This window comes from Spirosoma rhododendri, assembly GCF_012849055.1.
Taxonomy (GTDB): Bacteria; Bacteroidota; Bacteroidia; order Cytophagales; family Spirosomataceae; genus Spirosoma; species Spirosoma rhododendri.
Genome location: NZ_CP051677.1, coordinates 5,696,753 through 5,710,702, shown reverse-complemented (window position 1 = coordinate 5,710,702; position 13,950 = coordinate 5,696,753). Strand labels below are relative to the sequence as shown.

General features: G+C 48.8%; 16 protein-coding genes. 13 read left to right on the top strand and 3 right to left on the bottom strand.

All coding sequences use genetic code 11. The features are described 5' to 3' along the window. Positions 1–75: 75 nt before the first annotated feature. Positions 76–1,254 (top strand): cation:proton antiporter, encoded by a 1,179-nt coding sequence (locus tag HH216_RS24065; RefSeq protein ID WP_169553176.1) that lies wholly within the window; start codon positions 76–78, stop codon positions 1,252–1,254. Positions 1,255–1,469: 215 nt separating this feature from the next. Here HH216_RS24065 and HH216_RS24060 read toward each other — a convergent pair whose 3' ends face one another. Continuing rightward, the gene (locus HH216_RS24060; RefSeq protein ID WP_169553175.1) at positions 1,470–1,793 is read right to left on the bottom strand and encodes a hypothetical protein; all 324 of its coding nucleotides are present in this window, start codon (positions 1,791–1,793) and stop codon (positions 1,470–1,472) included. 139 nt (positions 1,794–1,932) lie between these two features. On the opposite strand from HH216_RS24060, the gene nhaD reads away from it, so the two are divergent. From nhaD to HH216_RS24000, 12 genes are all read left to right on the top strand, one after another. Then, positions 1,933–3,228, top strand: a complete 1,296-nt coding sequence (gene nhaD / locus HH216_RS24055; RefSeq protein WP_169553174.1) for a sodium:proton antiporter NhaD — start codon at positions 1,933–1,935, stop codon at positions 3,226–3,228. A 165-nt stretch (positions 3,229–3,393) separates the two neighbouring features. Further along, the gene (locus HH216_RS26980; RefSeq protein WP_169553173.1) at positions 3,394–3,639 is read left to right on the top strand and encodes a nucleotidyltransferase family protein; all 246 of its coding nucleotides are present in this window, start codon (positions 3,394–3,396) and stop codon (positions 3,637–3,639) included. Positions 3,640–3,786: 147 nt separating this feature from the next. Further along, complete coding sequence (locus tag HH216_RS26355; RefSeq protein ID WP_254448602.1) at positions 3,787–3,903, top strand: DUF86 domain-containing protein; 117 nt, start codon at positions 3,787–3,789, stop codon at positions 3,901–3,903. 484 nt (positions 3,904–4,387) lie between these two features. After that, complete coding sequence (locus HH216_RS24040) at positions 4,388–4,951, top strand: Uma2 family endonuclease (protein WP_169553172.1); 564 nt, start codon at positions 4,388–4,390, stop codon at positions 4,949–4,951. Positions 4,952–5,032: 81 nt separating this feature from the next. Beyond that, positions 5,033–6,196 (top strand): toll/interleukin-1 receptor domain-containing protein, encoded by a 1,164-nt coding sequence (locus tag HH216_RS24035; RefSeq protein WP_169553171.1) that lies wholly within the window; start codon positions 5,033–5,035, stop codon positions 6,194–6,196. Further along, complete coding sequence (locus tag HH216_RS24030) at positions 6,193–6,768, top strand: SLOG domain-containing protein (RefSeq protein WP_217371884.1); 576 nt, start codon at positions 6,193–6,195, stop codon at positions 6,766–6,768. Before HH216_RS24035 ends, HH216_RS24030 begins: the two co-directional genes overlap by 4 nt. A gap of 31 nt (positions 6,769–6,799) precedes the next feature. Continuing rightward, positions 6,800–7,699: a nucleoside triphosphate pyrophosphohydrolase family protein gene (locus tag HH216_RS24025; RefSeq protein WP_169553169.1), complete on the top strand. Its 900-nt coding sequence runs from the start codon at positions 6,800–6,802 to the stop codon at positions 7,697–7,699. A gap of 26 nt (positions 7,700–7,725) precedes the next feature. After that, on the top strand, positions 7,726–8,739 hold the full coding sequence (locus HH216_RS24020; RefSeq protein WP_169553168.1) for a nucleotide kinase domain-containing protein: 1,014 nt from the start codon (positions 7,726–7,728) through the stop codon (positions 8,737–8,739). After that, on the top strand, positions 8,703–9,200 hold the full coding sequence (locus tag HH216_RS24015; protein ID WP_169553167.1) for a TIR domain-containing protein: 498 nt from the start codon (positions 8,703–8,705) through the stop codon (positions 9,198–9,200). The genes HH216_RS24020 and HH216_RS24015 overlap by 37 nt, the downstream gene beginning before the upstream one ends. A 10-nt stretch (positions 9,201–9,210) precedes the next feature. Then, positions 9,211–9,858 carry an Nmad2 family putative nucleotide modification protein gene (locus HH216_RS24010; RefSeq protein WP_169553166.1) on the top strand — a complete coding sequence of 216 codons (648 nt, stop codon included), beginning with the start codon at positions 9,211–9,213 and terminating at the stop codon, positions 9,856–9,858. A gap of 318 nt (positions 9,859–10,176) precedes the next feature. Further along, positions 10,177–12,021 (top strand): glycoside hydrolase family 2 protein, encoded by a 1,845-nt coding sequence (locus tag HH216_RS24005; protein WP_169553165.1) that lies wholly within the window; start codon positions 10,177–10,179, stop codon positions 12,019–12,021. A gap of 93 nt (positions 12,022–12,114) precedes the next feature. Next, on the top strand, positions 12,115–12,828 hold the full coding sequence (locus HH216_RS24000; RefSeq protein WP_169553164.1) for a hypothetical protein: 714 nt from the start codon (positions 12,115–12,117) through the stop codon (positions 12,826–12,828). Positions 12,829–12,848: 20 nt separating this feature from the next. Here the strand turns inward: HH216_RS24000 and HH216_RS23995 are convergent, their stop codons facing one another. Further along, positions 12,849–13,277: a pPIWI_RE_Z domain-containing protein gene (locus HH216_RS23995; protein WP_169553163.1), complete on the bottom strand. Its 429-nt coding sequence runs from the start codon at positions 13,275–13,277 to the stop codon at positions 12,849–12,851. Positions 13,278–13,397: 120 nt separating this feature from the next. After that, positions 13,398–13,907 carry a pPIWI_RE_Z domain-containing protein gene (locus HH216_RS23990; protein WP_332871438.1) on the bottom strand — a complete coding sequence of 170 codons (510 nt, stop codon included), beginning with the start codon at positions 13,905–13,907 and terminating at the stop codon, positions 13,398–13,400. Positions 13,908–13,950 lie beyond the last annotated feature (43 nt).

The following is a 13,950-nucleotide window of genomic DNA, read 5'->3' as shown; positions in this document are numbered from 1 at the left end:
CGCGGCATTCATCCGGGAGGGGATTTCTTCGCTGGAACGCACTGCAAACCGTAAACCGTAAGCCGGAAACTGCCTATGGATTCCTCTACCCTGATTATTGTACTGAGTCTGTCGGTGCTGATTTCGTACGGCTTCGACCTGTTCAGTAGTCGTTTCCAGATTCCGTCGGTACTGTTGCTGTTACTAATGGGCGTACTGGCCCGGCAAGTGACGACCTACATCGGTGTCACGGTGCCGTACGTCGATACGATTTTGCCGACGCTGGGCACGCTGGGCCTGATTCTGATCGTGCTGGAGGGCGCGCTCGATCTGGAACTGGAATCCGACAAGTTTGATATCGTACGCCGGACGCTACTGGCGTCGCTGCTGTCGGTGGCGGGGGCGACGGTGTTGATCGCGGGGATGTTCTACCTGCTACTCAACGATTCGTTTTTCCACTGCCTGGTTACCGCCCTGCCGTTTTCGATTCTGAGCAGTTCGGTGGTTGTGTCGACAACGATGAACCTAACCGGGAATCAGCGGGAGTTCATGGTCTACGAGTCGGCCTTTGCGGCAACGCTGGGTGTACTGGCGTATAACTTCCTGTTGCTGGGTCAGGAGTCGGTGCTGGGGGCTATCTGGTCGTTTCTGCGCGACACGCTGATCATGGCCCTGCTGTCGCTGATCTGCTGTTTCCTGCTGCTGTATCTGATCGGACGGATCAACCACCGCATCAAGTTCCTGCCCATTATTTCGGTGCTGTTTCTGGTCTACGCTATCGCCGAAATGAATCAGCTATCGTCACTGCTGCTGATTCTGGTGTTTGGCCTGTTTCTGAATAATACAGAGCTATTTATCCGGGGACGGCTCAGCCTGATTCTGAAAAACGATCTGTTCGAGAAAGAGCTTGACCAGCTAAAGAATCTGGCGGCTGAAGGGTCGTTCGTCGTCCGTACGTTCTTCTTTTTGATTTTCGGCTATGCCGCCGTACCCGCCCAACTGATCGACATCGACGCCACGATTGTCAGCGTGCTGATTATGCTGGTCGTGATTGGCTGGCGGTGGGTGACGCTCCGGCTAACCTATCGGGGCCGCTCAAACCCGATGCTCTGGATTGCCCCGCGCGGTCTGATTACGATTCTGCTATACCTCAATATCCCGCCCAGTCTACGCCTGCTCGGTTTCCGCGAAGGCATCCCCATGCTGGTCGTCGTCCTGTCATCCCTGATCATGACCGTTGGGTTGCTGGGCTACAAGGGGAGGAGTGGTTCGTAGTTTAACGTTTAATGTTCAAGGTTTAACGTTGCTGGCGCGTCACTGTAGCCTGGACCGCACCGGCGGACCGGTCCACGTCCGGGTGGACGCGTAGCGACCAACAAAGCTGCCGCCTGGCGTAGTTGCCCTGACGGGCACCCGGACGTGGGCGTCCAGGCTATGCAACCAGTCTAGGCCACGCGCGCCAGCCAACTTTAAACATTAAACCTCAAACGTTAAACGTAATATAAAAACTTCCACCAGCGCCGGGTGCGGAGGTAGGTGAGGTTGGTTTCGTTGGCGAAGGCTTCGCGTTCGAAGCTGATATTCCGGTAGGCTTCGTAATGGTCGCGGTACTGAACCCGGCGGATAACGTACTCGGTCAGGTACCACAGATAGAAGGGGAGTACACCCATTTCGGCCTGTTGCCGCAAATGAATCCGCTCGTGGTTGACCAGAATCGGGCCGGGGTTTGGCTGACGAACCAGAATGAACGGGAACAGCGCCATCCCATCGGGACCAAGTTTCGATATCTGGACAATGAAGCGGGAGCGGGCCATTGGGTTTAAGGTTTAACGTTTGGAGTTTAACGTTAAAGGCTCTTCACACAAAACCCGGTTGAGGCAAAATTCGTCCCCACCGGCCTCAACATTGAACGTTGAACCTGAACCCTTGAACATACAGTCAGGTTCGCTATACATGACCCTTGCGTTACTGCTTGTTTTCGGGATTGGCTACGGACTGATCGCGCTGGAACACACTATCAACCTGAATAAAACGGCCACGGCCCTTATCACGGGCGTTGTCTGCTGGGCGATTTACGCGCTTATGGCCCCGCAGATCGAACCCGTTGTCGAGCACCTGCGCGACCATCTGGCCGACATCGCCGAGATACTATTCTTTCTGATGGCGGCTATGACTGTCGTTGAACTGATCGACGCGCATGACGGCTTCTCGCTCATCACCGACCGCATCGCCAGCCGCAACACGCGTACGCTGCTCTGGATTATATGCCTGCTCACATTCTTCCTATCGGCCCTGCTCGACAACCTGACCACCGCGATTGTGATGGTGTCGGTGCTGCGCAAACTGGTCAGTAACGCCGAACAGCGACTGACGATGGCCGGGATGGTGATCGTCGCAGCCAACGCGGGCGGTGCCTGGTCGCCCATCGGTGACGTCACAACGACCATGCTCTGGATCGGCGGTCAAATCAGTTCGCTGTCGATCATTAAATCGTTGCTGTTGCCGAGTCTGGCCGCCCTGCTCGTCCCGCTGACGGTCCTGACCTACCAATACAAAGCCGATGAGCAGTCGGTGCAGACCCGCGCCAACCGGGGCGTCAGCCGACCATACATCACACCTATCGCCCGGCGCGACCGCCGTACCATGCTGGCGATTGGCCTGGGCGGGATGCTCTACGTACCGATTTTCAAGACGTTTACCCACCTGCCGCCGTACATGGGCATGATGCTCGTGCTGGGCGCGATCTGGGTGGCGTCGGAGGTTATTCATAAGGACAAAGACGAAGCCGAACGCCGGAAACTGACGGCTTCCTACGCCCTCAGCCGCATCGACACGCCGAGCATCCTGTTCTTTCTGGGTATCCTGCTGGCCGTCGGTTCGCTCGAATCGACGGGGTTTCTGCGGGGTCTGGCCGGGTCGCTGGACAGAGCCGTCGGTAACACCAGTCTGATCGTGCTGCTGATCGGCGTCGCGTCGGCCGTCGTCGACAATGTGCCCATCGTAGCCGCAGCCATGGGCATGTACGACCTGACGACTTTTCCTGCCGACAGTCCGCTCTGGTCGTTTCTGGCTTATTGCGCCGGTACGGGTGGAAGTCTGTTGGTGATTGGCTCAGCCGCCGGTGTCGCCGTGATGGGGCTGGAAAAGATCGCGTTCGGCTGGTACCTGCGTCGTATCAGTTGGCTTGCCCTCCTCGGCTACCTCGCCGGTGCGGGCGTGTACCTGGCCCAGACCGCGCTACTGGGGTAATTTGGTTTAGACTAGATTATCGGTGTAAAAGAGCCGCCGTTGCGCTACAAAAAGTATGGGCATTGTCTGGTTTTTGATATACTTACGAAAAATCCGAGACATATGCTCAATTCAATTTTATCGGATAAACTACCTGCGGTTACCCAAATTCTGCGTTAAAACGGTGTGACACGAGCATACGCGTTTGGCTCAGTTTGTACAGAACGATTCAGCGAAGTAAGCGACGTTGATATATTGATCGCCTTCGACGAGTCGCTGGACCCGGTACAGTACGGAGAGAATTATTTTGCGATTGCCGATGCGCTGGAAGAGATACTGCAACGCCCGGTCGATTTGGTTACTGAACGGTCGTTGCACAACCCTCATTTCGTTGCTGCATTAGAGCGTACCAAAACGCCAATTTATGAGTGAAGAAGTGCGCAAATGGCTGGTTGACATACGCGAAGCGGTTGACAACATCGACATTCACTTGAGCGCGTGATTTTGCGGTGTATCAGACGAACATCACCATCCGGCGGGCTGTCTGTCGAACGGGAACTCGAAATCATTGGAGAGGCCATGAGCCGGATTCTAAAGACTGATAGCACTGTGTCAATTACCAATGCCCGGCGAATTGTTGACCTGCGTAATCGGGTAATCCATGCCTACGATGCGGTTGATGATGTTCTTGTCTAGAGCGTAATTATCGAAAATCTGCCCGCGCTAAAAACCGAAATCGATCAATTGATCAAATAGCAACATATTCAACGTATTTGCCGAATCAAGAGCACGCTCGATGTAGTCGAGGTGTGTCTGAATCGATTCGTTCATACGTGAATACCCTCACGGCGCGCGGCCTGATAAACTGGCATGAGTGAATTCCTGTACCGTTGCGCTGATACAGGCAACACAGAAATAGCCTTACCATACTGTAGGATAAGATCGCTCAGGATAAAGACTTCGTTGATTGTGTCGACTTTGTTGTCATCTGGCACGTGATTGATGAACCACGACCGCTTCTGGCAGGCCAACCGGGTTTCGCATAAAAACAGCGAGTTGCTCTCCTCGGCTACCTCGCCGGTGCGGGGGTGTATCTGGTGCAGATGGCACTACTGGGGTGAGTACCGATTACCCGGTAAATGTCGTATCTTCGATATTGTCAGTTCAACCGCATACCGCTATGATTGCCACGCTAGTCAGTCCTGAATTACCAACCCACCTGCAAACTGTCGATGAGTTTGACGCCTGGGAACGGGAGCATCCCCACGAGGGAAGCTATGAATTTGTGCGCGGGCGTATCATCCCCAAACCCGCCATGAAACAGAACGAAATTTTTATCGCTGATTATCTAATCCGGCAATTTGTCAAAACCAGCGCCTTTCAGCAGGGAGACGCATTATTACCCGAAGCTGACTCGTATGTGGATGGCTCCCGCAAACGAATTCCCGACCTAACATACATCACGGTTGAGCAAAAACAGGCGATTCGGCGGGGTGAGCGTGTCAACACCCTGTTCGCTATCGAGATTCTCTCCGATTCGGAATCGTATGAGGACGTGCTGGATAAGCTTCAGGACTACTTCGACGGCGGCACTCAACTCGTCTGGTACATTGTTCCAAAGCGGCAGAAAATTTTTGCCTACACCTCGCCCGATGAATCGAAAGCCTACAAAGAGCAGTACGTTATTTCGGCCGCCCCCGTCGTACCGGATTTGCAATTTGCGGTGGTGGAAATGTTTGCATAATAAAACAAATACTGACTTTAACACAATAATAAATCATATTTTGTGCTCTCAACAAGGGCACAAATTCTAAACATGTTAGGTATGGCTGCGGCTTATCAAATTGTACTGCTGGGCGATGGTAAAAAGGAAGAATTGCGCTATGATATAGTCGAAAAAATTAGAGATATAGGATTAGATTTAGATGATCACGTCGCTTTTCTTGACGCTAGTAATGTAAAATCTCGGTCGAGAAAATATCCTACTGTCTGTGTATTTTTCGGCTCTGATAATTTATCCGACGAAGATATAGAGACTGTAAATTGCCTAGTAAAAGACGAAGTTATTGTTATTCCAGTTGTAATGGATTTAACTCTATACTCTCAACTTACTCCTCCATCTTTACATCCTATAAATGGAAGTCTACTAAGTGAAAGAAATGGAGGGATCAGTGCAGTATCAAATGCTGTTCTTGAAACGTTGAATCTTCTCAGGAGGACTCGTAAGCTGTTTATAAGTTACAGGCGTCAAGAGTCATCTGCAGTAGCTATTCAGTTGTATGAGTATCTACACCGTAACGGCTTTGACGTATTTATTGATACAATTAGTATCAGACCTGGCGAACCTTTTCAGGAAGTATTGTGGCATCGTTTGAGCGATACCGACGTCGTTGTTCTGCTAGATACGCCAGGCTTTCTAGAGAGCAGATGGACGAGGGATGAACTGGCTAATACGTCAGCTATGTCAATCGGTATTTTACAGCTGATATGGCCAGGACATACTCCCGATCCTAAATCATCGCTTTGTGAAAAATATTATTTAGAAGACAGCGATTTTGCTGTATCAAATAATGGTGAAAAGAATATATTGACCGATAGTTGTATTCAGGTAATCGGTAAAAATGTGGAAAATTTGAGGGCTAGGTCATTAGCCTCGCGTTATACAAAATTAGTAGGTACTGTTGGGAAAATAGCGGAAGATTTAGGCATAGAGTTAACCGTACAGCCTGAGCGGTATGCCATAATAAAGAAAAATGGTAAATACGTGGCAGTTATTCCGACAGTTGGAATTCCCGAAGCACTACGGTATCAAGAGATAGCAGAGCTTTTCGAAGCAATACGCGACAAATCTATCTCGGACGCCTACTTGTTGTACGACCATGTCATGCTTCGTGATAAATGGCGTAAACATTTGGATTGGCTGGATAACCACCTTCCTGTAAAATCGGTAAAAGTCTTCAACGCAGAATTATGGCTGAATACACTATGAAAGACGCTATATTCTTATCAGCAAGCGTTCCCGATCCTAAACAAAATGCTGTCTATCATCAAACAGCTGACGTTACGGCTATTCGTGAAGCCGTAATAGCTTTGGCGACATATATACTTCCTCAAACAACTCTGATTTGGGGAGGGCATCCCGCAATCACACCGATGATTAGGGTAGTTGCAGAAAGTATTGGTGTGAGTGTGCAAGAAAAAATTATTTTGTATCAGTCCAGTTTTTTCGAAAAGGATTTTCCAATAGACAATAAAGTATTTGAGCAAATTAATCTGATTCAAAAAAGGGATACTCGAGATGAGAGCTTGGAAATAATGCGAGGTGAAATGCTTTCAAACCATTCATATAAAGCGGCTGTTTTTATTGGAGGTATGAAAGGGGTAGAAGATGAATTTTATTTGTTCAAAAAATATCACCCTGATACTTCAGCTTTTCCGATAGCATCCACAGGGGCCGCAGCGCGGGTTTTGTATGAAAGAAACAGAGAAAGTTTGCCTGAAAGTCTGAATGATGAATATTCTTACTTCTCATTATTCAGACGTCTGATCTCATTTAAATAATTTTTTAGCTGAACGTTTAATCCGCACAACTATGACGTTGAACGAGTATCAAGAAAAGACAAGTGATACGATACAAGAATACAAGTCGACAGATCAGAAAAACTTTTTTATGGGATATTTGGGCTTGGCTGGTGAAGCAGGGTCTGTGTTAACGACGCTTAAGAAGCTAATTCGAGATGGGGATGGATTTGGCAGTTTTGAGACACGTCTTAAAGAAGAGTTAGGCGATGTGTTGTGGTATGTTTCCTCAATTGCATCTCACTATGGTTTCTCTCTTGAAGAAGTAGCTGTACAAAATTTACTAAAAACAAATGATCGATATAGAAAACTCGATCTACTTGAAATACCAAGATATGATGAGAAATATGATGAGCAATTTCCAGACTCATTCATTATCAATTTTATTGAAGAGCTTGGAGAACACTTTCTGACTGTTAAAATGGTTTGGGAGAATGAAGTCAATGGACAACAGATTGAACTGGGTGATCCATTGACAGACAACTCTCGTGAACCCAATGATTATAGATACCACGATGTTTTTCATCTAGGGCATGTTGCATTCTTAGGATGGTCTCCTGTGCTTAGGCATTTGATGAAGCTGAAGCGTAAAAGTGATCCCATCGCTCTAGACGCAGAAGACAGAGGAAGGCCACAAGTAGCCGAAGAGGCAGTAACTTTAATTGTTTACAATTATGCTAAAGGCAATAAAATGCTTCGTTCAAGTGATCGATTGGATACCGAGTTACTCAATAGTATAAAACAGTTAGTGGTTGATCTTGAGGTGTCTACTGTGACGTCATATCAATGGGAGAGAACAATTGTCGATTCATATAAAGTCTTTCATCAAGTTGTTGAGAATAAAGGAGGAAGAGTTTTAGTATCTCCCAAAGAAAGACAGTTACAGTACATTGGCAAGTGTCAGCCTGCATAATTACCCAACCATTGTTTAAGTATTTTATGATTACACATTTCACAAAAATACCGGAACCAAAAAAATCTGTTGCATATAGCTGCTATTGGCATTTTGCTGCTAAACGTTACGATGTTTTTACGAAACGGCTAAACAATACTCATGGTCCTTGGACCGACGAGCCAGCTATAAGAGACAATCGATTTACAAATGTCTTTAGGGCTTCTGATAGAGTAAGTCAATTTTTAATCAATTTGCAGTATGGAGAGGATAGGATAGAGCAAATTTTTTTTAAAACGATTTTGTTTAAAATTTTCAATAAAATTGAAACCTATCAATACTTAGAAAAAGAACTTGGTAAAATATCTCTTTCAACTTTTGATTTGTCAAAATACAATGATTTATTAACATTTAGGATGGCAAGTGGTAAAACGATATATTCAGCTGCCTATATTATGCCATCAGCTGGTAGAGTATTTGGGTATAAGTTTAAGCATACAAACCATCTTGCTCTCATAGAAAAAATGATCAAAGACAAGGTGTATGATATTATAAGCGATGCTAGAAGTTTGCAAAAAGTGTATGAAATTTTGCTTTCTTATCCTTCTCTTGGTAGTTTTTTAGCATTTCAATATGCAATAGATTTAAATTACAGTACCATGACCAACTTCTCAGAAATGGATTTTGTTGTAGCTGGACCGGGTGCAAAAAGTGGGATAATGAAATGTTTTGAACATCTCGGTGGTTATTCCTATGAAGATGTTATTAAATTAATGGCTGATACGCAAGAGGAGGAGTGTATTCGTCTAAATATAGATCTCCCCAACCTCTGGGGACGGAAATTGCAACTCATTGATTGCCAAAATCTATTTTGCGAAGTTGATAAGTATTTAAGAATTACTCGTCCCGAATTAAATGGTCCCTCTGGGCGAACCAGAATTAAGCAGAAATACGTCCTTTCTAGAGGATCTATTTCTCTCTTTTTTCCTCCCAAATGGAACATTAACGATAAACTTAAAGAGTCATGGCAAGCGAAGGTAAACGTAGGCATGTTTTCATAAGCCATCATCATAAAGATGACGTGCATGTTGACAATATTTCGTCTCTTCTTAACAAACGGGGGGATGACATAAGGAACAGTTCGTGGCGTCAACTGAAATCTGAGAATCAAAAACGTTTGAAGGAGAAGAGAGTGAGTGATGAAGTTATCAGGCGTTATCTTCGTAGAAAAATTTCCTGGTCAGGAAAAGTTGTTGTGTTGATTGGAAAAGATACTCACAGTAGGCCATGGGTCAATTGGGAAATTGAAGAGGCTAAAAGTCAAGGCAAAAGGATAGTAGGAGTTTATCTGCGTGGAGGCACGGAAGCTGATATTCCTGCTGCTTTGAAGAAGCATGCTTCTGCAATCGTTGGCTGGAACACTGATAGTATCCAAAATGCTTTAGATGGGGCTAATACATTTCAATCTCCAGATGGATCGCAAAGTCCTCGAATGTACACTCCTAAATCGTCGGATTGTTAAAGCACGATGTATGGCAAAGGTCTATATGTATGTAGTAGCTCGTGATTTAGGATTTGCTCCAAACCCATTTCATGGGTACTGTACTTTAGCAACTTGTAAACCTAAGATTAGAAATGTGGCAACTACAGGAGATTGGGTAATTGGCTTTGGTGGAAGTACACTCAAAGCTACGGGCAAATGTATATTTGCAATGCGTGTTACTCAGAAATTGACCTTTAACCAATACTGGAATGACCCTGTTTTTAATGACAAAAAACCTGTTCAAAATGGGAGTCAACAAATGTTAGTTGGAGACAATATATATCACCAGAACCACAATAATATATGGGAGCAATCGTACTCTCATCATAGTTATGAAGATGGCTCAACTAACAAGTATAATTTGAATAGAGATACAGGATCTGATAAAGTCCTTATTTCTGAACATTTCTATTATTTTGGAAATTCTGCTCCCTTGGTGCCAAACCATCTACTTTCCGAAATTGGTTACAAAAACAAAATAGGTCACAGAACGTTCCCTTTAGATGAGGTATCTTGCATGATTCATTGGCTTGAAAAACATTATTCACAGTCGTTGAATCGGGTAGATGCTGATCCATACGATTTCGATAAAAGCCACTCTCATTATTCAGTTGAAACCAATAAAATCAATACTTAAAAATGAGAGACATGAAATTTTAAATATCTTATATATTTGATTCAAAATTATAGTCAACCATATCCTTGAGAGAATTATTATAAATACGCGATAGTGTAGCATATCCAGTTATTCGAACGTGTTCGTTTAGGCACAGTAGAACTCTCAGTATTACTAAGCACTACTCTGTTGGGGCTAATAGCGAGGTACCTCGAATAGTATCATTTTGAAAAAAACAGGACAAAAGTGGCGGTTAGTACGTTATGGGGGTAGAGCACTACAGCGGTTTGGCGGCATTATTGCCAAGACTGTTGTAATCCTTTTACCTAAACCACCGTCATGGAAGTCAAACAAACCAACACGAGTTTATCGTCGAGCCGACCCGATACCGGCGGCTATGCTGAACCAATCAATCAACTGCCCCGCGCTGTACTGAGACCCAACAACTATCTGTTGCTCGACGGCGACTGGCAATTCTCACTCGACCCCGACGACCGGGGTTTGTCTGAGCAGTGGAACAACCAACATACATTCGACGGCACCGTGCAGTGGCCGGGGTCGATCGAAGAACACATGGCGCAGGCACGGGGTGCTCAGTCGCCCGAGGGCTGGCGCGATAAAGTGGTGGCCTGGTACGAGCGGACGTTTACGTTGCCGGACCGGAGCGCGTCTGTGGCCCAGTCGATTATCCAGCTTACGTTTGGGGCCTGTGGCTACGAAACCCGCGTGTGGCTTAACGGTCAGTTGCTCAGTACAATCGAAGACGAAGACGTTCACCTGGGCGAATACACGTCGTTTTCCTATGAGTTGCCCGATGAACTGCTGGAGGCCGAAAACCGGCTGACGGTACGCATCGCCGACACGATGGACGCAGCTATTCCGCGCGGTAAGCAGGAGTCGCACGTGTACAAGCGGGGTGGTATCTGGTACCAGACCTACACCGGTGCGGTTCGTAGCGTGTGGCTCGAAAGTGTAGAGCGCAACCGGCTGCGGTCGCGGGTGGGGGTGGTGAGTTCGGTCGAAGATCGGCTCGTTCGATTTACCCTGACAACCCGCGTACACGATGCCGGAGACTACACGATCCGGCTGACAGTTGTAGCGCCCAAAACCGGGGAGATAATGGCTACGTCGGATTATCCGTTGCACCTGAACGTCGGGCAGAAACGGCAGCGGGTCTCGCTCGACATTCCCGATGCGCAGCTGTGGTCGCCCGAAACGCCGGTGCGCTACAAACTGGTCGCGCAGCTCATCGACAATACGGGTTATGCCGCTCAGATCGAAACCCACTTCGGGCTGCGGAAGATCGAGTCGCGGGGACGGCACATCTACCTCAACAACGAGTCGATTTACCTGGACGGTATTCTGTATCAGCCCGGTACAGCAACGTTTGAGGAAATGCAACTGCACATGCGGGCCATGAAGGAGCTGGGCTGCAACATGGTACGGGTGCATATCGCCGGGGTCGATCCGCGTATCTATAACTTGGCCGACCAGCTGGGGATGCTCTTATGGGTGGAAGTGCCGAGCCCGCACGTGTCGAACGCGCTGAGCCGGCAAAACCACAAGGCGGAATTGCTCCGTATGCTGGCGCTGATCGGTTCGCACCCGTCGGTTATCATCTGGAGTCTGTACAATGAAGACTGGGGTGCCGAGGATATTGCTGTGAGCGAAGAAACGCGGCAGTACATCACCGACATGTACCATTTCATGCAGCTATCGTACCCGCAGTTTCTGGTTGTCGACAACGACGGCTGGCGGCATATTTCGGTCGAAGGACGCCTGAAATCAGACCTACTGACGGCCCACCTTTATACGCCTGACCTGAACCGCTGGCGCGATTTGCTGAACCGGCTGGAAGCGGGTCAGCTGGAAGGAGTGGCTGCGTTTTCGCTCGTGGTTGGCGATCCCTTCTTCTACCGCAAGCAGGTGCCGCTTATCGTCAGCGAGTGGGGTGGCTTCGGCTTTGCCGATTACGGCGGTCCCAACGAGTCGGAAGACAGGACCGAACGTATCGCTCAATTCAAGCAGGAGTTGCGCCGACATGCCATCGCGGGCGACATCTATACGCAGGCAACCAACATCGAAGACGAACGCAACGGCCTGATCGACCCGCACACGGGTGAATTGAGCGTACCGGCCGGGCTGCTGAATTCGCGCGAGCCGCAGCCCGTTGAACTCACTTAACTTGTCCAGGCCCTGTCAGTCGGTTTCATATGTGTCTCTGCTCAGTGGTTATCCGTTCTGGTTACCTTGTGAAAACAGAACGGATAACTCGCTATGGAACAGACAGTCATGAAACAGATGCGATGGTTGAAAGTGTACGTCGTACTCGCCACCGTAACCATCGTGGTTCTGCTGATTGTGTTGATTGGCAGAACGTACGGTGTGCAAAAGTTTGACGAAATCACTGTCGAACGGCTCAATATTGTTGAAGCAGATGGACAGTTAAAAATGGTGATCAGCAATCAGGCCCGGCAACATCCGGGCCTGATGCATAATAAGCCGTTACCCACTCGCGACCGCCCGGCCGGGCTTGTCTTTTTCAATTCTGCCGGTGACGAATGCGGTGGACTTATTTACGACAGCGACAAGAAGGAGGCTAGTCTGACATTCTCCGTCGATCAGTTCCGGAGCGACCAGATTATGCAGCTGCAATACAGTCAGGAACTTGCCAGGCGGTCGGCAACGAAGCACTACGGGCTAAAACTTTGGGAGCGGCCCGACACGGTTACGCTGGAACAGCTCATGCAGCGGATCGATTCGCTCAAAAATCTCAACAATCCAACGGCTTATCAGCAGGGAATCGACCAGATGCAGCGACAGCAGTTGCTGGGGCAGGAGCGATTATTTGTGGGTCGAAATCAGCAGGAAGAGTTCGGGGTGTTTATTCGGGATCAGGCTGGCAAGCCGCGCATTCGATTGTATGTCGATAAGCAGGGAGAAACGCGACTGGAGCTGCGCAAAGCATCTGGGAAAGTAGTGACCTTCTGATGTTTGCGGGTTCAGCGTGCCTACGCCAGGATACTCCTGAGAACGCTCGTGCGGTTGCGGAAGAAACCGACGCTTTTCTCGGCGAACCGGCTACGGTCGGCGCTGACGTCATAGGCGTGCCGGAGCGGGTTCGACACTGCCACATACCGATCCAATAACTCATACCAAACCGGGTGGTGCTGAAACTGCGTGAGCAGCAGGCGCCCCCGGTTTAGCAGTTTACGCTGCCGGGGTGTCCAGTCGGTTTGGTCAGCTACGGAAGCGCACTGACTAAGCAGCACGGGCAGGGTATCGGGCGACGCCGACGGCTGCAACTGCGACAGCAGAAACAGGCCCAGTTCAACGTCGAGCAACTGCCGCGCCGACAGGCAACCTGGTCGGCGGCTGGCGGTTGCTGAGGGGTGGGTAGACGGGAAAGCGGGGGCGGTGGTGAATGGGGTCGTATTCATGAGGTTTGTTGTTTAGTTGTTCAACAGGGGGTTCAAGGTTTAAGGTCTAAGGTTTAATGTTCAACGTTTAATGATCCCGGATATAACCTTAAACGTTGAACATCAAACCTTGAACTACCGTCAGGCCAACGCCCAGCCGTAGAGCTGGATGCGTTCGCGCCGGTCGTAGGAGCTGGCGTCGGGGTTCTGTCCACCGCGTCCGGTGGTTGTAAACAGGCGCAGGCTTTTGTCCATGGTGGCGTATTTGCCCAGCGCGCTATACCACACAGCCCGATCCTGGTAGGGAGCCAGCAGAATCCGCGCCCGGCTCAGCATTTTGTGCTGATGGGGTGTCCAGACGGGCCGTTCGCGATACACGATACCTTGTCCGTTGAGCAGATTTGGCAATGCCTCGGCCGGGGCCATCGGCAGCAGTTCGGCCAGTAGGAACAGGCCCAGTTCGATATTCAGCAAACGGTTGGCTACTCGTCCCGGCAGGCTGTGGCGGAAGCGCAGCCGCGTCGCCAGCGGTTCCTGCCAGCGCATCAGGTGCGTTACCGATGCACTAACCTGCGCCGACGCTTTCGAACGAACAACCGGTGGAAAACCAGCGGAAAGCAGCGGGGATGGAGTGTGATAAGCCGTCATCATTTTTAGTGTTATTTAAAATTGACAGAACAAAGTTCTACCCGGC

Coding starts and splice junctions, on each gene's coding strand:
- HH216_RS24065 (WP_169553176.1), top strand. CDS start 76: ATGGATTCCTCTACCCTGATTATTGTACTGAGTCTGTCGGTGCTGATT.
- HH216_RS24060 (WP_169553175.1), bottom strand. CDS start 1,793: ATGGCCCGCTCCCGCTTCATTGTCCAGATATCGAAACTTGGTCCCGAT.
- nhaD (WP_169553174.1), top strand. CDS start 1,933: ATGACCCTTGCGTTACTGCTTGTTTTCGGGATTGGCTACGGACTGATC.
- HH216_RS26355 (WP_254448602.1), top strand. CDS start 3,787: ATGAGCCGGATTCTAAAGACTGATAGCACTGTGTCAATTACCAATGCC.
- HH216_RS24040 (WP_169553172.1), top strand. CDS start 4,388: ATGATTGCCACGCTAGTCAGTCCTGAATTACCAACCCACCTGCAAACT.
- HH216_RS24035 (WP_169553171.1), top strand. CDS start 5,033: ATGGCTGCGGCTTATCAAATTGTACTGCTGGGCGATGGTAAAAAGGAA.
- HH216_RS24030 (WP_217371884.1), top strand. CDS start 6,193: ATGAAAGACGCTATATTCTTATCAGCAAGCGTTCCCGATCCTAAACAA.
- HH216_RS24025 (WP_169553169.1), top strand. CDS start 6,800: ATGACGTTGAACGAGTATCAAGAAAAGACAAGTGATACGATACAAGAA.
- HH216_RS24020 (WP_169553168.1), top strand. CDS start 7,726: ATGATTACACATTTCACAAAAATACCGGAACCAAAAAAATCTGTTGCA.
- HH216_RS24015 (WP_169553167.1), top strand. CDS start 8,703: ATGGCAAGCGAAGGTAAACGTAGGCATGTTTTCATAAGCCATCATCAT.
- HH216_RS24010 (WP_169553166.1), top strand. CDS start 9,211: ATGGCAAAGGTCTATATGTATGTAGTAGCTCGTGATTTAGGATTTGCT.
- HH216_RS24005 (WP_169553165.1), top strand. CDS start 10,177: ATGGAAGTCAAACAAACCAACACGAGTTTATCGTCGAGCCGACCCGAT.
- HH216_RS24000 (WP_169553164.1), top strand. CDS start 12,115: ATGGAACAGACAGTCATGAAACAGATGCGATGGTTGAAAGTGTACGTC.
- HH216_RS23995 (WP_169553163.1), bottom strand. CDS start 13,277: ATGAATACGACCCCATTCACCACCGCCCCCGCTTTCCCGTCTACCCAC.
- HH216_RS23990 (WP_332871438.1), bottom strand. CDS start 13,907: ATGATGACGGCTTATCACACTCCATCCCCGCTGCTTTCCGCTGGTTTT.